The following is a 23,360-nucleotide window of genomic DNA, read 5'->3' as shown; positions in this document are numbered from 1 at the left end:
TTGGGTTCACTTCCGGCCGTGCCGGATCAACCCAGGGAGAATCCCCATGAAGAAGCTTGCTGCGCTGCTCGTCGCCGCCGCTCTGATCAGCCCCGTCTTCGCGGAAGAGGCGAAGAAGCCCGAGGCGAAGAAGGTCGAGACCAAGAAGGCCGAGAAGAAGGCTGAGAAGAAGGCCGAGCCCAAGAAGGAAGAGGCCAAGAAGGCCCTGACCGCCGAGGAGAAGAAGGCCGAGAAGAAGGCCGAGCCCAAGAAGGAAGAGAAGAAGGCTGAGAAGAAGGCCGAGGCCAAGAAGGCCATGACCGCCGAGGAGAAGAAGGCCGAGAAGAAGGCCGAGCCCAAGAAGGAAGAGAAGAAGGCGGAGAAGAAGGCCGAGGCCAAGAAGGCTCTGACCGCCGAGGAGAAGAAGGCCGACGAGAAGAAGGCTGACGCCCCCAAGGCCGAGAAGAAGGCCAAGAAGCACCACAAGAAGGCCGAGAAGAAGGCCGAGCCCGCCGCCCCTGCCGCCGAGAAGAAGGCCATGACCGCCGAGGAGAAGAAGGCTGAGGCCGCTCCCAAGGCTGAGAAGAAGGCCAAGAAGGCGAAGAAGGCTGCCAAGAAGGCCGAGCCCGCCGCTCCCGCCGCCGAGAAGAAGGCCGTGACCGCCGAGGAGAAGAAGGCCGAGAAGAAGGCCGAGCCCAAGGCTGAGAAGAAGGCCGAGAAGAAGGCTGAGAAGAAGGCCGAGGCCAAGAAGGCCATGACCGCCGAGGAGAAGAAGGCCGAGGCCGCTCCCAAGGCCGAGAAGAAGGCCAAGAAGGCTGCCAAGAAGGCCGAGAAGAAGGCTGAGCCCGCCGCTCCTGCCGCCCCCGCCGCCAAGAAGTAACACGCTCCACCGATCCACGAAAAAGCGGGCTCCGGCCCGCTTTTTCGCGTACGGCTTTCCGGCGGGTCGCCCCGGGGCCATCATGGAACCCATGATCGATCCGCTCCTCGACCTCACCGCAGAGATTCGCGCCCGCCTCCAGCCCATCCCCGCAGGCCGCCGGCCCCAGCTCCTGGGGTGCGTGGAGGGGGCCTGCCTTCTGAGGGACTCTACAGGGCTCCATCACCGGACCACGGCTCAGGCGGCTCTGCCTGCGGGGCCCTGGGACCTGGCCCCCCTCATCGACCACACCCTGCTGAAGGCCGAGGCCACCGGGGCCCAGGTGGAGGCCCTCTGCGCCGAGGCCCTGAAGCACGGCTTCGCCTCGGTCTGCGTGAACCCGCTCTGGGTGCCCCTGGCCGCCTCCCTCCTGAAGGGCAGCGCCGTGCGCACCTGCACCGTGGTGGGCTTCCCCCTGGGGGCCTCCTCCCTCCGCGCCAAGGCCCACGAGGCGGAAGTTGCCGTGGCGGACGGGGCGCAGGAGGTGGACATGGTGCTGGCCATCGGCGCGGCCAAGGGCGGCGACTGGGAGACGATGCGGCGGGACCTGGAGGGCCTGAGGGCCGCTGTTCCCGCGCCCACGGTGCTCAAGGTGATCCTGGAGACCTGCCTCCTCACGGACGGGGAGAAGGAGCGGGCCTCCAGCCTGGCCCTGGAAGCGGGCCTCGACTTCGTGAAGACCTCCACGGGCTTCTCCACCGGGGGCGCCACCGAGGCCGACGTGGCCCTCATGCGCCGGACCGTGGGCACGGGCATGGGCGTGAAGGCCTCCGGCGGCATCCGCACCTATGAGGGTGCGCTGGCCATGGTCCTGGCCGGGGCCACGCGCCTGGGGCTTTCCGCCTCCGTGGCGGTGATTCAGGGGGGAGCCGGGTCGGGGGCCTACTGAACAGTGCTATCCTCACAGATAGCAGTCCCGGCGGAGGTTCTTGTGGCAAAGCTTGATCTCATCATGTTCGAGGAGGAGTACAAACTCCTCCACGAGATCATCGGCCGCCTCCAGAAGGACGCCTCCGCCAAGGTGGTGTTCCTGGTGGACAAGAACGGCCAGCAGATCGCCGCCGCCGGCGACGTGAAGAGCATCGACGCCACCAGCCTCGCCTCCCTCACCGCCGGCAACGTGGCCGCCACGGACGGCCTGGCGAAGCTCATCGGCGAGAAGGAGTTCAGCCTCCTCTTCCACGAGGGCGAGAAGGACAACCTGCACATCTCCATCGTGGGCAAGCGCGGGATCCTGGTGGTGATCTTCGACCAGAACTCCAGCCTCGCGCTGGTGCGCCTGCGCGTGAAGAAGGCCAGCAAGGAGCTGCAGGAGATCTTCGACCAGGTCGAGCAGCGCGCGCAGAAGGAATCCGACGGCGGCAACCGCTTCGAGAGCCCCTTCTCGGAGATCACGGACGAAGACATCGACCGGCTCTTCGGCGACTGACACCGGGGCCGCCACATGACCTTCATCAACTACGCGTCCCGCGAGATCAACTGCAAGATCGTCTACTACGGGCCCGGCCTCTGCGGGAAGACGACGAACATCCAGTGGATCTACGAGCAGGCCAACCCGGACAAGAAGGGTAAGCTCGTCAGCCTCGCCACCGAGACGGACCGCACGCTCTTCTTCGATTTTCTGCCGCTGGACATGGGCATGGTCAAGGGCTTCAAGGTGCGCTTCCACCTCTACACCGTGCCCGGCCAGGTCTTCTACGACGCCAGCCGCAAGCTCATCCTCCGCGGGTGCGACGGCATCATCTTCGTGGCTGACAGCCAGAAGGCGCGCATGGAGGCCAACATCGAGTCCATCGCGAACCTGGCCACCAACCTCAAGGAGAATGGCTTCGACGTTCGGTCGATCCCCTACGTCCTCCAGCTGAACAAGCGCGACATGCCCTCTGCCGTGCCCGTGCCCGAGATGGAGCGCCTGCTCCGCTTCCGGGGCGAGCCCATGATCGAGGCCGTGGCCAGCCAGGGCACCGGCGTCATCGAGACCCTCAAGGCAGCCGCCCGCCAGATCCTCATGGAACTCCAGAAGAACTAGGGCTCCGCGACCGGGATCACAGGTCCCGTCGCTCCCCGCTTGAATCTAGGCCCGCCTCCGGTAGAATGGACCTTCGCCCTTTCCGGAGTAGCTCAGGGGTCAGAGCGGGTGACTGTTAATCACTAGGTCGGGGGTTCAAATCCCTCCTCCGGAGCCAAAAAGCAATGAGGTCCCGTTGGGACCTCATTGCTTTTTGGGTGGAGAGTCGGCGGGTTCGAACGCCCGAGTGGCAGCCGGCCCGCGAGCGCGCCGTGGAGGCAGCGCAGAGGCGCTGCCGGAGCGGAAGAAGCGCGAGTGGATGCCGGCAACGGGTTCAAATCCCTCCTCCGGAGCCAGCAACAGCAAGCAACGAGGACTAGGCCGATCAGCCTGGTCCTTCGTGTTTAATACGAAGCAGCTACTTCCGCCCGGGGCGGGGAACGCCCAATTCCCATCGAGGGGGCATCGCCGGAACTCGGTGCCGATTCGGCGGTGCTGAACAGTGCGGATGAGAGCGACAATCGCGCAGTCGATTCGTGGCCCAGACCTGCGGTATCCCGACTCTCCTCGAGATTCTTACCTTGCGAGGTTCGAGAGAGCAGGCCACGGATTCTTTTGGCTCCCTCCTTGGCGGGGCCCCCCACGGAGGGGGATTGCGACAAACTTTGTCTACTCGATCTCTCGAAACTGAGGGTGTCATGCCCATTGGCCAGATGACCTTTGAAAGCCTCGAATGACGCAAAGCGACAGTCAGGTAGGAGCGAAACCCCTGGAGAAACGGCGGCGCGGGGTTCGAGGTGCGGCTCCCTCCTGGCGCTACATATCCGGAATGCCAGGGCTGTAGGTGCAATACGGGATGCCCCCTCATGCACCATCCGCACTTGGGGAATTGGTGAGCCCAGGGATCCGGGGGGCTTACTGGCCCTTGGATGCCCGCCTCACCCCATCACATCTTCGAACACCACCAGACGGTGCCGCCTGGCATCTCCCAGGTGGGCATGGGCCGGGTGGAAGCCCCCTGATTCTGATGACCAAGGCAAAGAACACGGCTGGATGATGGGCTTTGGTCCAGGCGCTCTCGAAACCTACCAGAGAGTAGCTGCATCCCTCCGCGCACCCTTCATCGTCTCCGAATCGAGATGCGTCTCCGATTGTGGACTGGTGGGATGCCTGCCATCCGGCATCGGCGACTCTAAAGGTTGCGCAGGCGAGGCTTGAGGCGAGGGGTCCCCTGGCATCCTGGTTGCTTCTGAAGGCGCAAACCCCTTTGATGGAGCAGCGGTGGCCGATGGCTGGAGCGCCCAGGTTCTGTGCACGGCCCCCCGACCCCGCCCGGGCGGGGCGAGGTTCCCCTGCCTGGGGCCTGCGGGATGATGAGAAATGATTCGTTCATCAACAAAGGCTGATAATTGTATATCATAAATTATTTTAATAAATAGCCGACAAATCGTTTCACTCGGAATCAATCAGGGCTAAAGATTCTCTCTTGTGGTGGGCGATGAACCGGCGTAATCAGATGAGAGCTGATTCACTTCTTATGGACAACCGAATGCACGTAGGCGTCAAGGCGTACGGAGCGGGGTCCCCCCTGGGCGACCCGGCCGGGCTGCGCGCCGGAGCGATCACCCGGAGCCGGCGGAGGCCGGAATCACTTCTCACCCTCCCCGCCGGCGCCCCTCCGCAGGGCCGGTTCCGGACCACGGCCCGTCCCGGCGGGAGGGCCATCTCCCTTCTCTTCCCACACCGTCTGACCGAGGTCAGGCGTTCCCCTGAAGGACCACAGACATGACCAAGAAGGTTGCTCTCGTGACCGGCGCCATGGGCGGACTCGGCACGGCCATCTGCCAGGCCCTGGCCAAGGAAGGCTATCGCGTCGCCGCCAACTGCCTGCCCGGCTTCCCCCCCAAGGATGAGTGGCTGGCCGCCCAGAAGGCCCTGGGCTTCGACTTCTTCGTGGCCGAAGCGGACGTGACGGACGAGGCCGGCTGCGCCGCCATGGCCGCCGCCATCACCGCGGCGCTCGGCCCCATCGACGTGCTGGTGAACAACGCGGGCATCACCCGCGACAAGTTCTTCCCGAAGATGGACCGGGCCATGTGGGACGCGGTGATCGCCACCAACCTCACCAGCCTCTTCAACGTGACGCATGCCATCTCGCCCGGCATGGCCGAGCGGGGCTTCGGGCGCATCATCAACATCTCCTCCGTGAACGGCGTGAAGGGCCAGGCGGGCCAGGCCAACTACTCCGCCGCCAAGGCCGGCTGCCTGGGCTTCACGAAGGCCATCGCCCAGGAGCTGGTCACCAAGGGCGTGACCGTGAACGCCATCGCGCCGGGCTACATCGGCACCGACATGGTCATGGCCATCCGCGAGGACGTGCGCGAGGGCATCCGCACCTCCATCCCCATGCAGCGCTTCGGCAAGCCCGAGGAGATCGGGGCCCTGGTGGTCTACCTGGCCTCGGAACTCGCCGGCTACATGACGGGCGCGACCCTCAACATCAACGGCGGCATGCACATGGCCTAGGGCCGGAAAGGAGCGAGCCATGGGCGTCCAGCGCGACATCCTGGTGCTGAGCGGCGTGCGAACCGCCATCGGCGACTACAACGGGGGCCTGAAGGACTTCTCCCCCACGGACCTGGGGCAGCGGGTGGTGAAGGAGGCCATCCGGCGGGCGGGGGTGGATCCCGGCGCCGTGTCCCAGGGCTTCTTCGGCCACATCATCCACACCGAGCCCAAGGACATGTACGTCTCCCGCGTCTCCTGCGTGAAGGGCGGCATGAGCCACGGGTCCCAGGCCATGGGTGTGAACCGCCTCTGCGGCTCGGGCCTGCAGGCGGTGGTGAACGCGGCGCAGCAGATCGCCCTGGGCGAAGCCGAGGTGACCCTCGGCGGCGGCGTGGAGTCCATGAGCCGCGCCGGCTACCTGATGCCCCAGGCCCGCTGGGGCGCCCGCATGGGCGACACCAGGCTCCTGGACATGATGGTGGGCGCCCTGACGGACCCCTTCCAGGGGATGCACATGGGCATCACCGCCGAGAACCTGGCCGTGAAGTGGGGCATCACCCGCGAAGACCAGGACGCCTTCTCGGTGGAGTCCCACCGCCGCGCGGCCCAGGCCATCGCCGAGGGGCGGTTCAAGGATCAGATCCTCCCCATCGAGCAGGTGACGAAGAAGGGGACCGTGGTGTTCGACCGGGACGAGCACCCGCGCGAGGGCGTGAGCCTGGCGGACCTCGCCAAGCTGAAGCCGGCCTTCAAGCCCGAAGGCGGCACGGTCACCGCCGGCAACGCCTCCAGCCTCAACGACGGCGCCGCGGCCCTGGTGCTGGCGGAGGGGGGCTTCGCTGCCCGCAGCGGCTTCAAGGCCATGGCCCGCGTCGCGGGCTGGGGACTGGGCGGCGTGGATCCCTCCTACATGGGCGAAGGCCCCATCCCCGCCGTCCAGCAGGCCCTGGCCAAGGCCGGGCTCGCCCTCCAGGACATGGACGTGATCGAGGCGAACGAGGCCTTCGCGGCCCAGGCGCTCACGGTGGCGAAGGCCCTGGGGCTCGATCCCGCCAAGACCAACCCCAACGGCGGCGCCGTGGCCCTGGGACACCCCATCGGGGCCTCGGGGGCCATCCTCGCCGTGAAGGCCATCTACGAGCTCCATCGCATCGGCGGGCGCTATGCCCTCGTCACGCTCTGCATCGGCGGCGGCCAGGGCATCGCCGCCATCTTCGAGCGCGTCTAGGCCGCCCGGTGTCTGAATCCTTGCCTTTCCACCCCTAAACCCGTGGATGGTGGCCTAAGCGCCAGAACCCATCCCTCACACAAAGGAAGGACCATGAACATCCGCTTTGCAGCCGTCGCTGCCGTCTCCGCCGCCGCCGCCCTACCCAGCTGGGGCCAGGGTTTCCAGGTCGGCGCCGCCACCAACATCTCCATCAGCGGCCTCCTGGCCGTGGGCGCCAAGCAGTCCGAGGTGACCAACACCGCGCGGCCCGGCATGGGCAGCGAGTTCCGCGTGGATGACAACACCTCGCGCCTCATCGTCACGAGCACTTCGAAGATCACCGATGGCTGGAACGTGATCTTCCGCATCGAGAGCCGCTTCCAGGCCGATGTCCGCCCCATCGATCCGGCCATCCCCGGCACCACCATCTACAGCGGCAACGTCACGGGCTGGGCGGACGGCGACACCTGGGGCGGCATCTCCTCTCCCTACGGCACGCTGATCTTCGGCAAGTCCACCCTCTACTACACGGACACCATCTCCGTGGGCTACCTCGCCCCCTCGCTCGAGGCCCCCGGCGAGAGCTACCGGATCTGGGATGACAACGGCCTGGGCACCTTCAACATGCTGGACCAGGTGACCCCCCTGTCCAAGACCGGCGTGGGCGCGGGCAGCCTCTTCACCCTGGGCAACACCCGCTCCAGGAACGTGATCCGCTTCAATTCGATCAACTACAGCGGCTTCGACTTCTCCGTGGCCTACAGCAAGAACCCCGACGGCGACGAGCTGAAGTACGTGGCGCCGGGCACCGCCGGCTACGCCAGGAGCTACACCAATGGCGGCACGGTGTACGCCGGCGCCCGCTACAACAAGGGCCCCTGGTCCGCTTCCGCCAGCTACCTGGACAAGAAGGTGAACGGCGGCCTGTACAATCCCGCCGCGGCCGCCGGTCCCCAGGACCTCCAGGCCGTCCGCCTGGGCCTCTCCTACAAGCTGCCCTTCAACCTGAAGATCGGCGTCGTCTACGACAACACTTCCATCGACAACGCCGTCTACAGCACGCCCACGAGCACCGTGGCCTCCGAATCCGCCAAGCGCTCGGTCTTCGAGGTCCCCATCTCCTACGCCTGGGGCGATCATGCGGTCTACGCCACCTTCTCCAAGGCCGGCGACACCTCCTCCCGCTCCGATACGGGCGCCCGGCAGCTGAACCTCGGCTACGACTACGCCCTGACCAAGCGCGCCTTCATCGGGCTCTTCTTCACCCAGCTCCACAACGACCGGAGCGGTCGGTACACGCCCTTCCTCGCGGGATACTCGTTCGGACCCACCCCGAACACGGTCGCTGGCGAGAACTGGCGCCAGATCGGCCTCAACCTGAACTACTGGTTCTAGCCTCAAGGAGGTTCCATGCGACAGAACACCAAGGCGCGATCCCTCGCGCGGATGCTGAAGGCCGGTCTCGCCGCGCTCTCGCTCGGCGCCGTGGCGTCCGCCCAGGACATCAAGATCGCCCACGTCTACGACAAGACCGGGACCCTGGAGGCCTACGCCAAGCAGACCCAGACGGGCCTGATGATGGGCCTGAGCTACGCCACCGGCGGCACCATGAAGGTCAACGGCCGCAAGCTGGTCGTGATCGAGAAGGACAGCCAGGGCAAGCCGGATGTCGGCAAGGCCCAGCTCGCCTCCGCCTACGCCGATGACAAGGCCGACATCGCCGTCGGTCCCACCAGCTCCGGCGTGGCCCTGGCCATGCTGCCCGTGGCCGAGGAGTACAAGAAGATCCTGCTGGTGGAGCCCGCCGTGGCCGACTCCATCACCGGCGACAAGTGGAACCGCTACATCTTCCGCACGGGCCGCAACTCCTCGCAGGACGCCATCTCCAATGCGGTGGCCCTGGACAAGCAGGGCGTGTCCATCGCGACCCTGGCCCAGGACTACGCTTTCGGCCGCGACTTCGTGAAGGCGTTCAAGGGTGCCCTGAAGAAGGCCAAGCTGGTCCATGAGGAGTACCTCCCCGCCAACACCACGGACTTCACCGCCGGCGCCCAGCGCCTCTTCGACGCCCTGAAGGGCAAGCCCGGCCGCAAGATCATCTTCATCAACTGGGCCGGCGCCGGGAATCCCTTCAAGATCGCGGACCTCGACCCCAAGCGGTACGGCATCGAGATCGCCACCGGCGGCAACATCCTGCCGGCCCTGGCCGCCTACAAGGCCTTCCCCGGCCTCGAAGGCGCCGCCTACTACTACTACGAGATCCCCAAGAACCCGGTCAACAAGTGGCTGGTGGCGGAGCACATGAAGCAGTTCAAGACGCCGCCGGACTTCTTCACCGCGGGCGGCATGTGCGCCGGCATGGCGGTGGTGGAGGCCCTCAAGAAGACCGGGGGGAACACGAACACCGAGAAGCTGATCGCCACCATGGAGGGCATGTCCTTCGAGACCCCCAAGGGGCGGATGGTCTTCCGGAAGGAGGACCACCAGGCCCTCCAGGCGATGTACCACTTCAAGATCAAGGTCGATCCCAAGGTGGCCTGGGCCATCCCCGAGCTGGTCCGCGAGATCAAGATCGAGGAGATGGACATCCCGGTCCGCAACAAGCGCTGAAGCAGTCCGCGCCGGCCGCGCGTTCCTCCGGGACGCGCGGCCGGACCCTGCTCCGCCTTCCGCAGCCCCCCACCCACGAGAGATCATGACGTTCGCACTTGAAACCAAGGAACTGACCATCCGCTTCGGCGGGCACACGGCGGTGGACGCCGTGTCCTGCGGCTTCGCCCCGGGCTCCCTCACGGCCATCGTCGGCCCCAACGGAGCGGGCAAGACCACCTACTTCAACCTCATCTCCGGGCAGCTCAAGGCCACCGCCGGCCGCGTCCTGCTGCACGGCGAGGACATCAGCGGCAGCTCCGCGGCGCAGCGCAGCCACCGGGGCATCGGCCGCGCCTTCCAGCTCACCAACCTCTTCCCGAACCTGAGCGTGCTGGAGAACATCCGGCTCGCGGTGCAGTCGCGGGCGGGGCTGGGCCTCAACCTCTGGAGCATCTGGAACAGCCACCGCGAGCTCATCGGCCGCGCCGAGGAGGTGCTGGAGACCGTGGCCCTCACGGCCAAGCGCGACATGGCCGCCGCCGCGCTGCCCCACGGCGACCAGCGCAAGCTCGAAGTGGGCATCCTCATGGCCCTCGAGCCCGACGTGTTCATGTTCGACGAGCCCACCGCCGGCATGAGCGTGGACGAGGTGCCCGTGATCCTGGACCTGATCCGCGCCCTCAAGGCCCGCCGCGACAAGACCATCCTGCTGGTCGAGCACAAGATGGACGTGGTGCGCGAGCTGGCGGACCGGATCATCGTGCTGCACAACGGCGCGCTGGTGGCCGACGGCGATCCGGCCTCGGTGATCGCCTCCCCCATCGTGCAGGAAGCCTACCTGGGCGTGGAGGTGGCCAAATGAGCACGCCGCTCCTGAAACTCGAAGCCGTGCACACACACATCGGCGCCTACCATATCCTGCACGGCGTCGACCTCGAGGTCGCCCATGGCGAGCTCACGGTCCTCCTGGGCCGCAACGGCGCCGGCAAGACCACGACCCTGCGCACCATCATGGGGCTGTGGCACCCCTCCGCGGGCCGCGTCCTGTTCGACGGCGAGGACCTCGGCGCCCTGGGCACGCCGGAGATCGCCCATCGAGGCATCTCGTACGTGCCCGAGAACATGGGGATCTTCGCGGAGCTCACGGTGGCCGAGAACATGCTGCTGGCCGCCCGGGGCGCCAAGCGCCCGGAGGACATCGACCCCAAGCGCCTGGAGTGGGTCTTCGGGCTGTTCCCGGCCCTGAAGCGCTTCTGGCAGCATCCCGCGGGGCTGCTCTCCGGCGGCCAGAAGCAGATGGTCGCCGTGGCCCGGGCCATCATCGAGCCCCGGAAGCTGCTGCTCATCGACGAGCCCAGCAAGGGGCTGGCGCCGGCCATCATCCAGAACATGGTCGAGGCCTTCCGGGAGCTCAAGCGCACCGACACCACCATCCTGCTCGTGGAGCAGAACTTCAACTTCGCGCGCCAGCTCGGGGACCGGGTCGCCGTCATGGACGACGGCCGCGTCGTCCACGCGGGCACCATGGCCGCGCTCGCCGGCGACGAGGGCCTCCAGCAGCAGCTGCTGGGCCTCTCCCTGGCCGCCCATCAATAAGCGTAGGAGTGCCGATGAAACCTTCCGTTCCCGCGGCCCCGGCCCTGGACGCCCTCCCGGCGGTCAGGCCCGATCGGGTGCCGCTCATGCTGCTCCCGGTCCTGGTGCTGGCCGCCCTCCCGCTCACGGGCTCCCTCTCCACCTGGGTCACCCTCACCTTCGCCGGCCTGGCCATGGGCATGATCATCTTCATCATCGCCTCGGGCCTGACCCTGGTCTTCGGGCTCATGGACGTGCTCAACTTCGGCCACGGCGTGTTCATCACGCTGGGGGCCTTCCTGGCCACGGCGGTCCTGGGCCGCATGACGGGCTGGACCGAGAGCGAGTCCCTGACCCGCAACCTGGCGGCGGTGCTGCCCGCCATGCTGGCCGCCGTGGTCGTGGCGGGCCTGGTGGGCCTGGCCTTCGAGCGGCTGATCATCCGGCCTGTGTACGGCCAGCCCCTGAAGCAGATCATGATCACCATGGGCGGCATGATCGTCGGCGTGGAGCTGATCAAGGTGGTCTGGGGCCCCCAGGCCATCCCCCTGCCGCTGCCCGCCGCCTTCCGCGGCTCCTTCCTGTTCGGGGAGGCGGCGGTGGAGAAGTACCGCCTCATCGCCGTCGTCGTGGGACTGGCCGTGTTCGGGGCCATGTCCTGGGTGCTGGGCCGCACCAAGGTGGGCCTGCTGATCCGCGCCGGCGTCCAGGACCGCGAGATGGTGGAGAGCCTGGGCTACCGCATCGGCCGCCTCTTCGTGGGCGTGTTCGTGGCGGGCTCGGCCCTGGCGGGCCTGGGCGGTGTCATGTGGGGCCTCTACCAGCAGAGCGTCACGCCGGAGATGGGCGGCCAGATCAACGTCCTGCTGTTCATCGTCATCATCATCGGCGGCATGGGCTCCGTGGGCGGCTGCTTCATCGGCGCTCTCCTGGTGGGCCTGATCAGCAACTACGCGGGCTTCCTGGCCCCCAAGGTGGCGCTGTTCTCCAACATCCTCCTGATGGTGGCCGTCCTGCTGTGGCGTCCCCAGGGTCTCTACTCCGTGGTGAAACGATGATCCTCCACCGCCTGTTCTCCGGCGACTTCCCCCGCAGCCGGGTGCTCCTGGTCATGCTGCTGGCCATCGTCGCGGGGCTCGTCCTGACCCCCTTCATCTTCCCCGGGGCCAAGGCCCTCAACGTGGCGGCCAAGGCCTGCATCTTCATCGTCCTGGTGGCCAGCTTCGACCTGCTGCTGGGCTACACGGGCATCGTGTCCTTCGCCCACACGATGTTCTTCGGCATCGGCGCCTACGGGGTCGCCATCGCCCTCAGCCACTTCGGGCCCACCTGGGCCGGCGTGGCGGCGGGCGTGGCGGCCGCCCTCGCGGTCTCCCTGGTGCTCTCCCTGGTGATCGGCCTCTTCAGCCTCCGGGTGAAGGCCCTGTTCTACGCCATGATCACCCTGGCCGTGGCCACGGCCTTCCAGACGCTGGCCTCCCAGCTCTCGGAGCTGACGGGCGGCGAGGACGGGCTGACCTTCAAGGTCCCCGAGCTGCTCTCGCCGGGCTTCTCGCTGTCCGAGCACCCCTTCCTGGGTGTCTCCCTGGACGGGCGCCTCATCTCCTTCTACCTGCTGATCGCCGCCACGGTGGTGCTCTTCCTGCTCATGCTGCGCATCGTGAACTCGCCCTTCGGGCGGGTGCTGCAGGCCATCCGGGAGAACGAGTTCCGCGCCGAAGCCCTGGGCTACCGGACCGTGGTCTACCGCACCCTCTCCAACGTGCTCTCCGCGGCCTTCGCCACGCTGGCCGGGGCCCTGCTCGCCCTGTGGCTCCGCTACAACGGACCCGACACCTCCCTCTCCTTCGAGATCATGATCGACATCCTGCTCATGGTGGTGATCGGGGGCATGGGGACCCTGTACGGGTCCGTGCTCGGCGCGACGCTGTTCATCCTGGTGCAGAACTACCTGCAGGACCTCATGAAGTTCGCCAGCGAGGGGCTGGGCAAGGTGCCGCTGCTGCGAGACCTCGTTCATCCGGACCGCTGGCTGTTGTGGCTGGGGATCCTCTTCGTCCTGAGCGTCTACCGCTTCCCCACGGGCATCGTCGGGAAGCTGCGGACCGCGGCTCGGAAGTCCTGATCCACCCCATCGGAGGTACCTGCCATGCCCGAACTGCGCGTCAACGGCGTCCGGCTCCACTACGAGGTCCGCGGACCCGAAGACGGGGAGTGGCTCATCCTCAACAACGGCGTGTTCATGAGCACGGGCTCCTGGGCCTTCCAGCTGCCGGACCTGGCCCGCCGCTACCGCGTCCTGGCCTACGACATGCGGGGCCAGGGGGCCAGTGAGCATCCCGAGGGCGAGTACTCCCTCGACCTGCATGCCGACGATCTCGTCGCCCTGATGGACGCTCTGGGCATCGGCCGGGCCCACCTGGTGGGGACCTCCTACGGGGGCGAGCTGAACCTCGTGATGGGCCTGCGCTTCCCGGAGCGCTGCCGCTCGCTGGTGATCATCACCTCGGTCTCCCACAGCGATCCCCTCTGCGCGGCGATGGTGGAGCGCTGGCGCCTGGCGGCGCAGCTGGGCGACGGGCCGGCCTTCTTCCGCCTGATCTACGCGGACGTCTACTCCGAGCCCTTCCTGACCCGGCGGCCGGACTTCCTCCCCTTGGCGGAGCAGCGCTACGCCACCCTGGACCTGCCCGCGGCGGTGCGCCTGCTGGAGAGCTTCCAGCGCTTCGACGTCCGGGCGGAACTGGGGCGCATCCGGATGCCCACCTGCATCGTCTCGGCCGAGCTGGACATCCTCAAGCCCAGGAGCTACGGGGAGATCATGCACGATGCCATCGCCGGGTCGGAGTTCCACCTGATCCCGGACGCGGGCCACGTGGCGGTGATGGAGAAGGCCGCCGAGGTGAACACCATCATCCTGGGCTTCCTGGCCAAGCAGCCTGCTCGCTAGGCTCCGGGCCTGAACAGCCATCCCGGCAGCTTCACCTCCGCTTCGCCGTCCATGACCACCTCCCCGGTCTGCTTGGTGATCACGGTGGAGATCCGTGCCATCTGCTTGGGGAGCAACTCCACCAGCGTGGCCTCCAGGCGGACTCTGTCGCCCAGGAACACGGGATGCAGGAAGTGGCAGGTCTGGCTGAGGTAGACCGTGCCGAGGCCCGGCATGTCCATGCCCAGCACCCTGGAGATCATCCCGAACAGAATGCCGCCGTGGGCGATGCGCTGGCCGAAGCGGCTCGCCTTCGCCACGGCCTCATCCAGGTGGATGGGGTTGCGGTCGCCGCTCACCTCGGCGAAGGCCCGCACCAGGGCGTCGTCGACGACCTGTTCGTGAATGCACGTCTGGCCGACGTGGAAGGCGGGGGCCGGTGCTTCAGGTGGCATCTGGATGCTCCTGGCCGTGGACTTGGTGGGGTTCCTGTGGAACTCAGAGGTAGCCGAGACTCCGGGCGCGGGCGGTGAGGTCGGCCCGGAAGTCCGGGTGGGCGATGGCGATGAGCTCCTGGGTCCGCTCGCGCACCGTCCGGCCGCGCAGGCGGGCGACGCCGTGCTCCGTGACGACATGGTCCACGTGGGAGCGGTGGAGGGTGACGGCGGCGCCCTCGGGGAGCGTGGGCGTGATGGTGGAGACGGTGCCGTTCTTCGCCGTGCTGTAGCAGGCGATGATGCTCTTCCCCAGGCCGTCGAAGCCGGCCACGGCGCCCTGGGCCGTGTCCGACTGGCCGCCGGTGCCCGAGTACTGGCTGGTTCCGATGGACTCGCTGGCGACCTGGCCGGTGAAGTCCACGGAGATGCAGGTGTTGATGGAGACCATGCGGGAGTTCTGGGCGACGATGGTGGGGTTGTTGACCCAGCTGCCGCGCTGGAACTCCACGGCCACGTTGTCGTCGAGCCAGTCGTAGAACTTCCTTGAGCCCATGGCGAAGGTCGTGAGGAACTTGCCGGGCTTCAGGGCCTTCCGGCCATTCGTGATGACGCCCATCTCGTAGAGCTCCATCATGGAGTCCACGAGCATCTCGGTGTGCACGCCCAGGTCCTTCTTGTCCTTGAGGGCCAGGGCGGCGGCATTGGGGATGCCGCCGATGCCGAGCTGGAGGGTCGAGCCGTCCTCCACGAGGTCGGCGATGTAGGCTCCGATGGCCAGGTCGGTCCCGTTCGGCACGGGGGCGGGCAGGGAGGGGACCTCCTGATCGTGCTCCACGAAGTAGTCCACCTCGGAGACGTGCACCTGGGTGTCGCCGAAGGTCCGGGGCAGGCGGGGGTTCACCTCCAGGACCACCAGGCGGGCGTGGTCCATGATGTCCTTCTCGTAGGTGATGCCCAGCGAGAGGGAGACGAAGCCGTGCTTGTCGGGCGGCGTGCAGGTGCCGAAGAAGATGTCCGGCCGGCGCGCGTGGATGCGGTCCGTGGCGGCGCGGTGGAGCATGTTGGGCACGTAGGTGACGGTGCCCGTGCCGGCCTTGAGGGCGGCGCGGGAGCCCGGGGCGTGGAACCAGGAGGCCAGCTCGAAGCGCCCCTTCATCTCCTTCTTCATGTAGAAGTCGTATTCCTTCAGGGTGAGCACGGAGAAGACCCGGACGTTCTCCACCCGGTCGCCCACGATGTGGAAGCGCGACATGCAGCCCTGGGGTTCCGAGGCGCACTGGGCGACGATGACGTCATTCCCGGTCTGGATGTGGGAGACGGCCTCGTCGATGGGGAGCAGCTTGCTCCGGTAGATGTCGCGGTGGTTCATGTCCGCTCCGTGGAAAGGCCGGTTCCGCTCAGGCTTTGCGGGGTTCGAGGAAGTCCGACAGGCCCCGTGTGAGGTAGCCGCCGATGGTTTCCACCAGGGCCCGGGCGTTCACCGGCGAGTCTTCGAAGGCCGCCTCGAGGCCGAAGTAGTGGGCGAGGCCCAGGAGGTACTCGATGGCGGAGATCTCGTCCAGGTCCGGGGCCGCCGTGGCGATCCGGAGTTCCCTGGGCCGGCGCCGGTAGGCCGCCACGAAGGCGCCGTAGTACTCCCGCACGGTGGCGGGCAGGACGAACTCGGCCTCCCGGACGATGTTGTAGCAGTGCTTGTCGATGGAGACGTAGACGAGCCAGAGCCAGAGACCGCGCAGCTCCAGCTCCAGGGGATTCAGGGACGCGCCGCCGGGAGGGGGCATGTTCCTTGAGATGAAGGCCCGGATGTCCTTCCCCACCAGGGCGATGAGCTCGGCGTAGAAGGCTTCCTTGGATTCGAAGTAGGTGTAGAAGGCGCCGACGGAAAGCCGGGCTCCGTCAGTGATCTCGTGGATGTTGGTCTCGAAGTAGCCCTTCTCCCCGAAGAGCCGGCGCCCGGACCGGAGCAGGCGCTCGCGCACGCCCTCCTCCAGCGGCACGGGCAGGGGCGTGGCCGTCCCGCCGAAGACCTTGTCCGCATCCCAGGCGAGGCCCCGGAACAGCCCGTCGGTCACGATGCTGCGCACCGTTGCCGGGCGGATGGGGGCCGCCTTGGCCGCCCACCGGATGGCGCAGAAGCGCAGGCCGCCGAAGGCGTAGAGGTATTCGGCGGGTCCGATCTCCCGACCCAGGGCCGCCGACAGGCCCCGGGTGTACATGGCGACCAGGCGCCGCTCGTAGTCGTAGTAGCGGTACTGCCCCTCGCGGAAGACGGAGATGAGGTCGCCGCGGCTCCGGGTGAAGCGGAACAGGGCCTCCGCCAGCAGGTTCACGCGCTCTCGGGGTGTCCTGCCCTCCAGGTGGTCCGTGGCGTCCTTGATCTCGTCGATGATGCGGCCGAGGATGGCCTTGAAGAGGGTCTCCTTGCCGTCGAAGTAGCGGTAGAAGACGCCGTTCGACAGGCCCGCCTCGCGGCAGATCTCCGCCACGGAGACGGTGCCGTACCACTTCCGGGAGAAGCACTCCACCGCGGCCGCCACCAGCCGCTCGGCGGTTTCCGGATTCCCCTGGCCTCTGCTCATGGTGCTCGGCTCCTTCGCCCGAGGTGGCTACTGGATCATGGGCTCAATAATGAGAGCTGATTCGGAACTCATGAGAAGTGTAGACCTGGGATCGTCCCCCGGCAAGCGGAAAACACGAACCATTTCCTGGGTTTGCCTCCACCTGGGAGGGCCGCCCGGCCCTCCGGACTCCGCCCCCGCCGTGATCCCCGGGGCGCGGGTTCCGCGCCCGTTCCGGCGGATGCCCTGGTTCCTACCGGAAGGCAGGGCGCGGAATCCTGAAGTTCTCCCTTGAGGCCGTCTCCGAAAGGGCGTATTTGAATGAGAGTTGATTCATTTCTTATCGAGGCCTGGAATGCACGTCGGAATCATTGGTTACGGGAACTGGCTGCCCTCCGGGCGGACGACGGCGGCGGAGCTGGCCGCGGCCACCGGCGTGCCGGAGGACATCGTCGCCCTGAAGTTCGGCATCCGGCAGAAGCCCGTGGCGGGGCCCGGGGAGACCACGGCCTTCATGGGCCTGGCCGCGGCCCGCAAGGCCCTGGCCGCGGCGGGCGTCGAGGGCGGGAAGGTGGACCTGGTGATCTGGTGCGGGGCCCAGCACAAGGACTATCCCTGCTGGCTCGCGGGGCTCTACGTGGCCGACCAGATCGGGGCGGCGAAGGCCTGGAGCTTCGACATGGAGGCCATGTGCGGCTCCATGATGGCCGCCCTGGATGTGGCCAAGTCGCTCATGCTCACGCATCCCGAGCTCAATACCGTCCTCCTGGTGTCCGGCTACCGCAACAACGACCTCATCGACCTCACGGTGCCGGCCACGCGCTTCATGATGGACATCGGCTCCGCGGGGTCGGCCCTGGTGCTGAGGAAGAATGCGGGCCGGAACGCCGTCCTCGCCTCGGCCTTCCGCGGCGACGGCTCACTCTCCGAGATGTGCATCGTGCCCACCCTGGGCTCACGGGCCTGGCCGCCGGCGCCCGGCGACCTCCAGAAGGCGCACTTCATCGTGCCCGACGACGAGGCCTTCAAGAAGAAGCTGGGGGAGACCACGATGCCCAACTTCTACGCGGTGATCCGCGAGGCCGTGTCGCGCTCGGGCTTGCCCGCGGACGGCATCGACTACCTGGCCATCCTCCACTTCAAGCGCAGCGCCCACGAGGCTGTGCTGGCGGAGCTCGGCCTGCGGCCCGACCAGAGCACCTACCTGGAGGACTATGGCCACGTGGGCCAGAACGACCAGGTGCTTTCGCTCGAACTGGGCCTGAGGGATGGGAAGATCAGAGACGGTTCCCGCATCGTGTTCGTGGGCGCGGGGCTCGGCTTCGTGTGGGCCTCCACGGTCATCCAGTGGGGCCCCTGCTCCGAGTGAGGTTCCAGCTCCAGGCCATGGGTGATCATCCGCAGGAGGATCCATGAACCGCTTCGCCACCCTCGTCTCCACCGGCTGCCACCTGCCTGACACGCCGTTGACCAACGACGCACTGCGCGAGCGCTTCGCCCACTTCCCGGACTTCGTGGACAAGATGGAGGAGTCCTCGGGGATCCGCTGCCGCTGGCGCGCGCCCGAGGACTGGGCCACCTCGGACCTGGCCCTGCCCGCCGCCCGCCAGGCGCTGGAGCGCGCGGGCCTCCGGCCCGAGGACCTGGACCTCATCATCCTGGGCACGGATTCGCCGGACTACATCACCCCGGCCACCTCCGTGGTGCTCCAGCACAAGCTGGGCGCCGTGAACGCCGGCACCTTCGACATCGGCTGCGCCTGCGCTTCCTTCCCCACGGCCCTGGCTTCGGCGGCGGGCTGGATCGCCACCAACCCCTCCATCCGGAACGTGCTGGTGGTGGGGGCCTACCTCATGCACAAGCTGGCGGACCCGGACGATCCCATGATCTTCTTCTACGGGGACGGCGCGGGCGCCGCCGTGCTCCAGGCCTCGGACCGGCCCGGCTTCCTGGGGGCCGCGGCCCAGGCCGGCGGCTCGTACCACAAGCACTGGGGCATCTACTCGGGGGGCACCTACGAGCCGGCCACGGTGGCCTCGGTGGAGGCCGGCCGCACCCAGGTGCGCCTCATCGAGCGCTATCCCCCGGAGGTCAACCACGAGGGCTGGCCCCGCCTGGTGCGCAAGCTGGCGAAGGGGGTCGGATTCGACCTCAAGGACATCGACTTCATCCTCTTCACCCAGGTGCGCAAGCCCTCCATCGAGCTCGTGATGGCCGACCTCGGCCTGCCCATGGAACGCACCCACACGATCATGGAGGACTGGGGCTACACAGGCTCCGCCTGCCTCCCCATGGCGCTGGACGATGCCCGGGCCAAGGGGAAGCTCCGCCCCGGCGACCGGCTGGTGCTGGTGGGCTCCGGCGTGGGCTACAACCAGGCCGCCGTGGCCTTCGTCATGCCCTAGCAACCCCGAACCTCCGAGGAGCGAACGTGAATGGAAGTGCCCAGCCCAGTACCCTGGTCCGGCCCACGGAATACGGGCCGGTCGCCGGCCTCGAAGACCCTGCCTCCGGGACCTGCGCCTGGAAGGGCATCCCCTTCGCCAGGCCTCCCGTGGGCGACCTGCGCTGGCGGGCCCCGGTGGCGCCCGAGCCCTGGCAGGAACCCCTGGAGACGAAGGCCTTCGGCCCCGCCAGCACCCAGGTGGGCTACCTCCACGGTCCGGGCCTCCACAACGCCTACGACGCCACCATCGGCGCCACCCTGGGCCAGCCCCTGGGCAGCGAGGACTGCCTCTACCTGAACCTCTGGCGCCCGGCCACGGCGGAGACGGGCCTTCCGGTCATCTGCTTCATCTTCGGCGGCGCCAAGGTCACGGGCACCACGGCCGATCCCATCTACGACGGCGCGGCCCTGGCGAAGGCCGCCAACGCCGTGGTCGTCACCCTCAACTACCGCCTGGGCGTGTTCGGGTGGCTCGACCTCCCCCAGCTCAAGACCGGCACGGACCCCCTGGGGGACAGCGGCAACTTCGGGACCCTGGACCAGATCGCGGCCCTGAGGTTCCTCCAGCGGAACCTCGCGGCCTTCGGCGGCGATCCCGGCTGCGTGACGCTCATGGGCCAGTCCGCCGGAGCGGCGGATGTCTGCGCGCTGCTGACCTCGCCGGTGGTGGTGGAAGCCCGGCCGCCCCTGTTCCACCGGGCCGTGATGCTGAGTGGCGGCCTGGCCCTTCCGGAGGAGCTCCCTGCGGGCAGCATTCCCATCCTCAGGCCCGTGAGCTACGCCCGGACCCAGGGGACGGCCCTCCTCTACAGCCTTCTCATCGCGGATGGGCTGGCCGTGGACGAGGCCTCGGCCGCGGCCCACGTGGCCGCCCGGCCCCGAGCCGAGATCGCGGACTACCTCCGCGCGAAGGGGCCGGAGGAGCTGCTGCGCCAGATGCTCACCCGGCTCATGCCGGCGGGGCTCGGGCAGACCTCGCACATCCCGGATGGCCGGGTGGTGGCCGCCAGTCCCCTCAGGGCCCTCGCGGGCGGCGACTACCTGCAGGTGCCGATGATCGTCAGCACCACGCGGGACGAGGGGAAGCTGTTTCCGGGCTTCCTGGCCCTGGCTCCGGCCCTCGGGGGCCTGCCCGGGCTGGTGGTGAGCGATGGCCAGCGCTTCGAGCTGATGGCGGCCTTCGACGGCGACGGACCGCCCTCGCTGGCCCTGGAGGACCTGATCCAGCCCGCCTACCTGCCGGTGGACGCGCCCGGCACGGGCTACGAGGCGCGCATGGCCCTGCTGGGGCACCTGTTCTTCACCACCAACCGGGATGCGATGCTCAGGGCGCTCTCGGGCCACCGGGCCGGGCTCTGGTGCTCCCGGTTCGACTGGGACGAGGAGCCGGCTCCCTGGAACGTGGTCTACGGCGCGGCCCACCTCTTCGACGTGCCCTTCCTCTTCGGGACCTTCGGGCCGTCGGTGTTCTCGAAGGCCATCTGCAGCCGGGCCAACGAGCCGGGCCGTCTCGCCCTGTCCCGGGCCATGATGGCCGGCCTGGGCGCCTTCGCCCGGGCGGGCGACCCCAGCCACCCGGATCTGGGTGTCCCGTGGCCCCAGTGGCCCGGCACCCTGGTGCTGGACGCCACGCCGGAGGAGGCGCGGATCCGGGTCGAGGCCGGCGCCTGATCCGCCTGTTCTCCGGGGACCCAGGCCCCTCCTCCCCGGGCCATGAAAAAAAGTCGTCACAGGTTTCCCGGGTTCCGCACCCTACACGGTGACCATCGGGCCGTCGCCTCCGTCCTCCCGGACCTCGGGACGGGGCTGGCCCTGCGCAACCCCAGGGCCGCCGTGCGGCCCCTGCCGCGGCGCTGCCGCAGGAGGATTCCATGATCACGAAACTCGTCGGTGCCGCCACGCTCTTCGCCGCAGGCTCGCTGATGGCCGGCGGCTCCACCACCGTGGCCGCCACCCCCGTGAGCCCCTTCGGCTCCGAGAACGCCCTGACTCAGGCCGGAGACTGCGGCTCCAAGGAGACCAAGCCCGACACCAAGCCGGACGCCAAGGCCCCCGCCAAGGGCAAGGACGCCAAGGGCAAGGCCAAGGAGGGCGGCTGCGGAGGCGGCGGTGGCTGCGGCAGCCATGACGCGAAGGACATGAAGAAGGACAAGAAGGAAGGCAGCTGCGGGAAGGACAAGAAAGAGGCCAAGAAGGACGAGAAGAAGTAGCCGGGAGGTTCCCATGGCGCAGGGCCGGTTCGCGGGCCAGGAGCGGTTCACGGGCGTGGGCCTGGGCCTCCGCCGCCCCCATCTGGAGGCGGTGGCGGCCCGGGCGGACCACGGCGTGCCCTTCTGGGAGACCTGCCCCGAGAACGTGATCGGGGATGGCGGGCGGCCCCACCGGGACGCCTGCGCCATCCTCGACCGCGACCCGGTCCTCACCCACGGCCTGGCCATCTCCCTGGGTGGCTTCGACCCCTGGGACGAGGACTACCTGGGGGACCTGGGGCGCTTCCTCGTCCGCACGGGGACGCCCTGGCACTCCGAGCACCTCTGCTTCACGGCCGTGGACGGCAGCTGGCTCCATGAGCTGCTGCCCATGCCCTTCACGCGGGAGGCCGCGCGCCACGCGGCGGCCCGGGCCCGGGACCTGCAGGCCCGCCTGCCCGTGCCGCTCCTGCTGGAGAACATCACCTACTACGCCGAGCTGGGCGCGGCGGAGATGGACGAGGCCGACTTCATCGCGGAGGTGCTGGAGGGGGCCGACGTGGGCTGGCTGCTGGACGTGAACAACGTCTACGTGAACGCCCTGAACTTCGGCTTCGATCCGAAGGCATGGCTCTCCCGCATGCCCCTGGACCGCGTGGCCCAGCTTCACATCGCCGGGCACAAGCGCTTCGGGACGCTCACGGTGGACACCCACGGCGCCGACGTCATCGATCCTGTCATCGAGCTCATGCAGTGGACTCTGGCCCGCCTGGGGCGGCCCGTGCCCGTGCTCCTGGAGCGGGACAACCACATCCCGGACCTGGAGGATCTGCTGGCGGAGCGGTCGCGACTCCAGGCGGCCTACGACGAGGTCCTGGCGGTGCCTGTGGGAGGCGGCCGTGGCTGAGACCCTCGCCCTCCAGCGGGCCCTGGCGGCCCTGGTGCTCGATCCCGAAGGCGCGGCCTTCGAGGAGGATCCCGTGGGCTTCGCCCGGGGCCAGGGATTGCCCGAGGCCCATGCCGAGGCCTTCGGCCGCTTCCCCGGGGGCCTGGCCGCCTACCGCGAGCTGGCCCGCCTGAGCCTGGTGGATCCCATCGAGACCATGTTCCCCGTGACGAAGGCCCTGCTCGAGCGGGAGGGCGCCTGGGAGGGCTGCATCGATGCCTTCCTCCAGACTCGCTGCGTGGGCAGCCGGCACTACCGGGACATCGCCCCGGCCTTCCTCGGCTGGCTGGCGGAGACGGAGTGGGGCATGGCCACCTGGCCCTTCCTGCTGGAACTGGCCCACGCGGAGCTGCTGGAGGTGCTGGTGGCGCGGTTCCCGGACGGCATCCTCCCGGAAGGGCTCCAGGAGACGCCCCACCCCGGCGACCGCCTCGTCCTGGACCCGGCCACCCAGGTGGTGGCGTACCGCCATGCCGTCCACCGGACGAGCGAAACCGATCCCGTGCCAGAGGCCCGGCCCACCCACCTGCTCGCCTACCGCGACGCCGAGGGACGGGCCCAGCTCATGGACCTGACGCCCGCCGCCGCGGCCCTGCTGGTGGAGGCGCAGGGCCGCTCCATCCGGGAGGCGGCGCAGGCCCTCGGCCTTGCGGACCTCCCGCTGCCCCTCCTTGAGGAACTCCGGATCCGGGGCGCCATCGCGGGATTCATGCCGGCCTGAGGCCGCGGCGACTCGCATCCGCTTTGAAGACAGATCCTAGGTGTCGCGGCCAAGGACGTTGTTCAGCTTTTGAGCGGGGGCGAGACCGCCGAGGGCTGAGTGGGACCTGTGGTGATTGTAGTGGTGGAGCCAGGCTTTGAGGGCTTGGCTCCGCTGTTCTGAGGATTGGTAGGCCAGGCGGTAGGCCCACTCGCGAAGGGCTGTCTGGATGAACCGTTCGGCCTTGCCGTTGGTCTGAGGGCGGTAAGGCCGGGTGAAGCTGTGCCGGATGTCTTGGGCCTCGCAGACAGCTTGGACCAGCTTCGAGTGGTAGCACATGCCGTTGTCGGTGAGGATGCGCTGA

23 protein-coding genes and 1 tRNA gene are annotated in these 23,360 nt (G+C 68.2%); 20 read left to right on the top strand and 4 right to left on the bottom strand.

Features of this window, described 5'->3' with window-relative positions; all coding sequences use genetic code 11:
* The first annotated feature begins 46 nt into the window (after positions 1 to 46).
* From G398_RS20605 to G398_RS0102815, 14 genes are all read left to right on the top strand, one after another.
* Positions 47 to 859 (top strand): hypothetical protein, encoded by an 813-nt coding sequence (locus G398_RS20605; protein WP_052571244.1) that lies wholly within the window; start codon positions 47 to 49, stop codon positions 857 to 859.
* A gap of 247 nt (positions 860 to 1,106) precedes the next feature.
* Positions 1,107 to 1,787, top strand: coding sequence for a deoxyribose-phosphate aldolase (gene deoC / locus G398_RS0102880; RefSeq protein ID WP_026852486.1), 681 nt, complete (start codon positions 1,107 to 1,109; stop codon positions 1,785 to 1,787).
* 42 nt (positions 1,788 to 1,829) lie between these two features.
* Positions 1,830 to 2,327 carry a roadblock/LC7 domain-containing protein gene (locus G398_RS0102875; RefSeq protein ID WP_026852485.1) on the top strand — a complete coding sequence of 166 codons (498 nt, stop codon included), beginning with the start codon at positions 1,830 to 1,832 and terminating at the stop codon, positions 2,325 to 2,327.
* A gap of 15 nt (positions 2,328 to 2,342) precedes the next feature.
* Entirely contained in the window at positions 2,343 to 2,927 is a 585-nt protein-coding gene (locus G398_RS0102870; protein WP_026852484.1) for a GTP-binding protein, read from the top strand.
* A gap of 81 nt (positions 2,928 to 3,008) precedes the next feature.
* A tRNA-Asn gene (locus tag G398_RS0102865) sits at positions 3,009 to 3,084 on the top strand.
* A gap of 1,607 nt (positions 3,085 to 4,691) precedes the next feature.
* Complete coding sequence (gene phbB / locus G398_RS0102855) at positions 4,692 to 5,432, top strand: acetoacetyl-CoA reductase (RefSeq protein WP_026852483.1); 741 nt, start codon at positions 4,692 to 4,694, stop codon at positions 5,430 to 5,432.
* Between the two features lie 19 nt (positions 5,433 to 5,451).
* The gene (locus G398_RS0102850; protein ID WP_043483310.1) at positions 5,452 to 6,642 is read left to right on the top strand and encodes an acetyl-CoA C-acyltransferase family protein; all 1,191 of its coding nucleotides are present in this window, start codon (positions 5,452 to 5,454) and stop codon (positions 6,640 to 6,642) included.
* Positions 6,643 to 6,735: 93 nt separating this feature from the next.
* Positions 6,736 to 8,019, top strand: coding sequence for a porin (locus G398_RS0102845; protein ID WP_026852481.1), 1,284 nt, complete (start codon positions 6,736 to 6,738; stop codon positions 8,017 to 8,019).
* Between the two features lie 51 nt (positions 8,020 to 8,070).
* A complete protein-coding gene (locus tag G398_RS0102840) occupies positions 8,071 to 9,234 on the top strand; it encodes a substrate-binding domain-containing protein (RefSeq protein ID WP_342669690.1) in 1,164 nt (387 codons plus the stop codon).
* A gap of 85 nt (positions 9,235 to 9,319) precedes the next feature.
* Positions 9,320 to 10,078, top strand: coding sequence for an ABC transporter ATP-binding protein (locus tag G398_RS0102835; RefSeq protein ID WP_043483308.1), 759 nt, complete (start codon positions 9,320 to 9,322; stop codon positions 10,076 to 10,078).
* Positions 10,075 to 10,812: an ABC transporter ATP-binding protein gene (locus G398_RS0102830; protein WP_026852478.1), complete on the top strand. Its 738-nt coding sequence runs from the start codon at positions 10,075 to 10,077 to the stop codon at positions 10,810 to 10,812. The genes G398_RS0102835 and G398_RS0102830 overlap by 4 nt, the downstream gene beginning before the upstream one ends.
* A 14-nt stretch (positions 10,813 to 10,826) precedes the next feature.
* Complete coding sequence (locus G398_RS0102825; RefSeq protein ID WP_157492259.1) at positions 10,827 to 11,849, top strand: branched-chain amino acid ABC transporter permease; 1,023 nt, start codon at positions 10,827 to 10,829, stop codon at positions 11,847 to 11,849.
* The gene (locus G398_RS0102820) at positions 11,846 to 12,916 is read left to right on the top strand and encodes a branched-chain amino acid ABC transporter permease (RefSeq protein WP_043483307.1); all 1,071 of its coding nucleotides are present in this window, start codon (positions 11,846 to 11,848) and stop codon (positions 12,914 to 12,916) included. Before G398_RS0102825 ends, G398_RS0102820 begins: the two co-directional genes overlap by 4 nt.
* Before the next feature lie 24 nt (positions 12,917 to 12,940).
* On the top strand, positions 12,941 to 13,741 hold the full coding sequence (locus G398_RS0102815) for an alpha/beta fold hydrolase (protein WP_026852475.1): 801 nt from the start codon (positions 12,941 to 12,943) through the stop codon (positions 13,739 to 13,741).
* Here G398_RS0102815 and G398_RS0102810 read toward each other — a convergent pair.
* The 3 genes from G398_RS0102810 to G398_RS0102800 are packed head-to-tail and all read right to left on the bottom strand — an operon-like array spanning position 13,738 to position 16,736.
* Positions 13,738 to 14,175, bottom strand: a complete 438-nt coding sequence (locus tag G398_RS0102810) for a MaoC family dehydratase (protein ID WP_026852474.1) — start codon at positions 14,173 to 14,175, stop codon at positions 13,738 to 13,740. The two genes, G398_RS0102815 and G398_RS0102810, sit on opposite strands and share 4 nt — an antisense overlap.
* A gap of 43 nt (positions 14,176 to 14,218) precedes the next feature.
* Positions 14,219 to 15,526, bottom strand: coding sequence for an acetyl-CoA hydrolase/transferase family protein (locus G398_RS0102805; protein WP_026852473.1), 1,308 nt, complete (start codon positions 15,524 to 15,526; stop codon positions 14,219 to 14,221).
* Positions 15,527 to 15,554: 28 nt separating this feature from the next.
* Complete coding sequence (locus tag G398_RS0102800; protein WP_026852472.1) at positions 15,555 to 16,736, bottom strand: TetR/AcrR family transcriptional regulator; 1,182 nt, start codon at positions 16,734 to 16,736, stop codon at positions 15,555 to 15,557.
* Positions 16,737 to 17,070: 334 nt separating this feature from the next.
* Here G398_RS0102800 and G398_RS0102795 point away from each other — a divergent pair, with 334 nt between their 5' ends.
* The 6 genes from G398_RS0102795 to G398_RS0102770 all read left to right on the top strand — a co-directional run bounded on the left by G398_RS0102795 (position 17,071) and on the right by G398_RS0102770 (position 23,017).
* Positions 17,071 to 18,084, top strand: coding sequence for a 3-oxoacyl-ACP synthase (locus G398_RS0102795; protein ID WP_043483306.1), 1,014 nt, complete (start codon positions 17,071 to 17,073; stop codon positions 18,082 to 18,084).
* A gap of 43 nt (positions 18,085 to 18,127) precedes the next feature.
* Positions 18,128 to 19,120 (top strand): 3-oxoacyl-ACP synthase III family protein, encoded by a 993-nt coding sequence (locus tag G398_RS0102790; protein WP_026852470.1) that lies wholly within the window; start codon positions 18,128 to 18,130, stop codon positions 19,118 to 19,120.
* Between the two features lie 26 nt (positions 19,121 to 19,146).
* On the top strand, positions 19,147 to 20,832 hold the full coding sequence (locus G398_RS15730) for a carboxylesterase/lipase family protein (protein WP_043483304.1): 1,686 nt from the start codon (positions 19,147 to 19,149) through the stop codon (positions 20,830 to 20,832).
* A 200-nt stretch (positions 20,833 to 21,032) separates the two neighbouring features.
* On the top strand, positions 21,033 to 21,371 hold the full coding sequence (locus G398_RS19165) for a hypothetical protein (protein ID WP_026852469.1): 339 nt from the start codon (positions 21,033 to 21,035) through the stop codon (positions 21,369 to 21,371).
* A 13-nt stretch (positions 21,372 to 21,384) separates the two neighbouring features.
* Positions 21,385 to 22,257, top strand: a complete 873-nt coding sequence (locus G398_RS0102775) for an MbnB/TglH/ChrH family RiPP precursor modification enzyme (RefSeq protein WP_026852468.1) — start codon at positions 21,385 to 21,387, stop codon at positions 22,255 to 22,257.
* Positions 22,250 to 23,017, top strand: a complete 768-nt coding sequence (locus G398_RS0102770; RefSeq protein WP_026852467.1) for an HvfC family peptide modification chaperone — start codon at positions 22,250 to 22,252, stop codon at positions 23,015 to 23,017. The genes G398_RS0102775 and G398_RS0102770 overlap by 8 nt, the downstream gene beginning before the upstream one ends.
* A gap of 36 nt (positions 23,018 to 23,053) precedes the next feature.
* Here G398_RS0102770 and G398_RS0102765 read toward each other — a convergent pair.
* Positions 23,054 to 23,360: integrase core domain-containing protein (locus tag G398_RS0102765; protein WP_026852466.1), on the bottom strand; the 307-nt coding region annotated here is incomplete at its 5' end.

The organism is Geothrix fermentans DSM 14018, assembly GCF_000428885.1.
In the GTDB taxonomy this organism is placed as follows: domain Bacteria; phylum Acidobacteriota; class Holophagae; order Holophagales; family Holophagaceae; genus Geothrix; species Geothrix fermentans.
The sequence above is the reverse complement of the archived record's forward strand: the minus strand, read 5'-3'. Positions and strand labels throughout refer to the sequence as shown.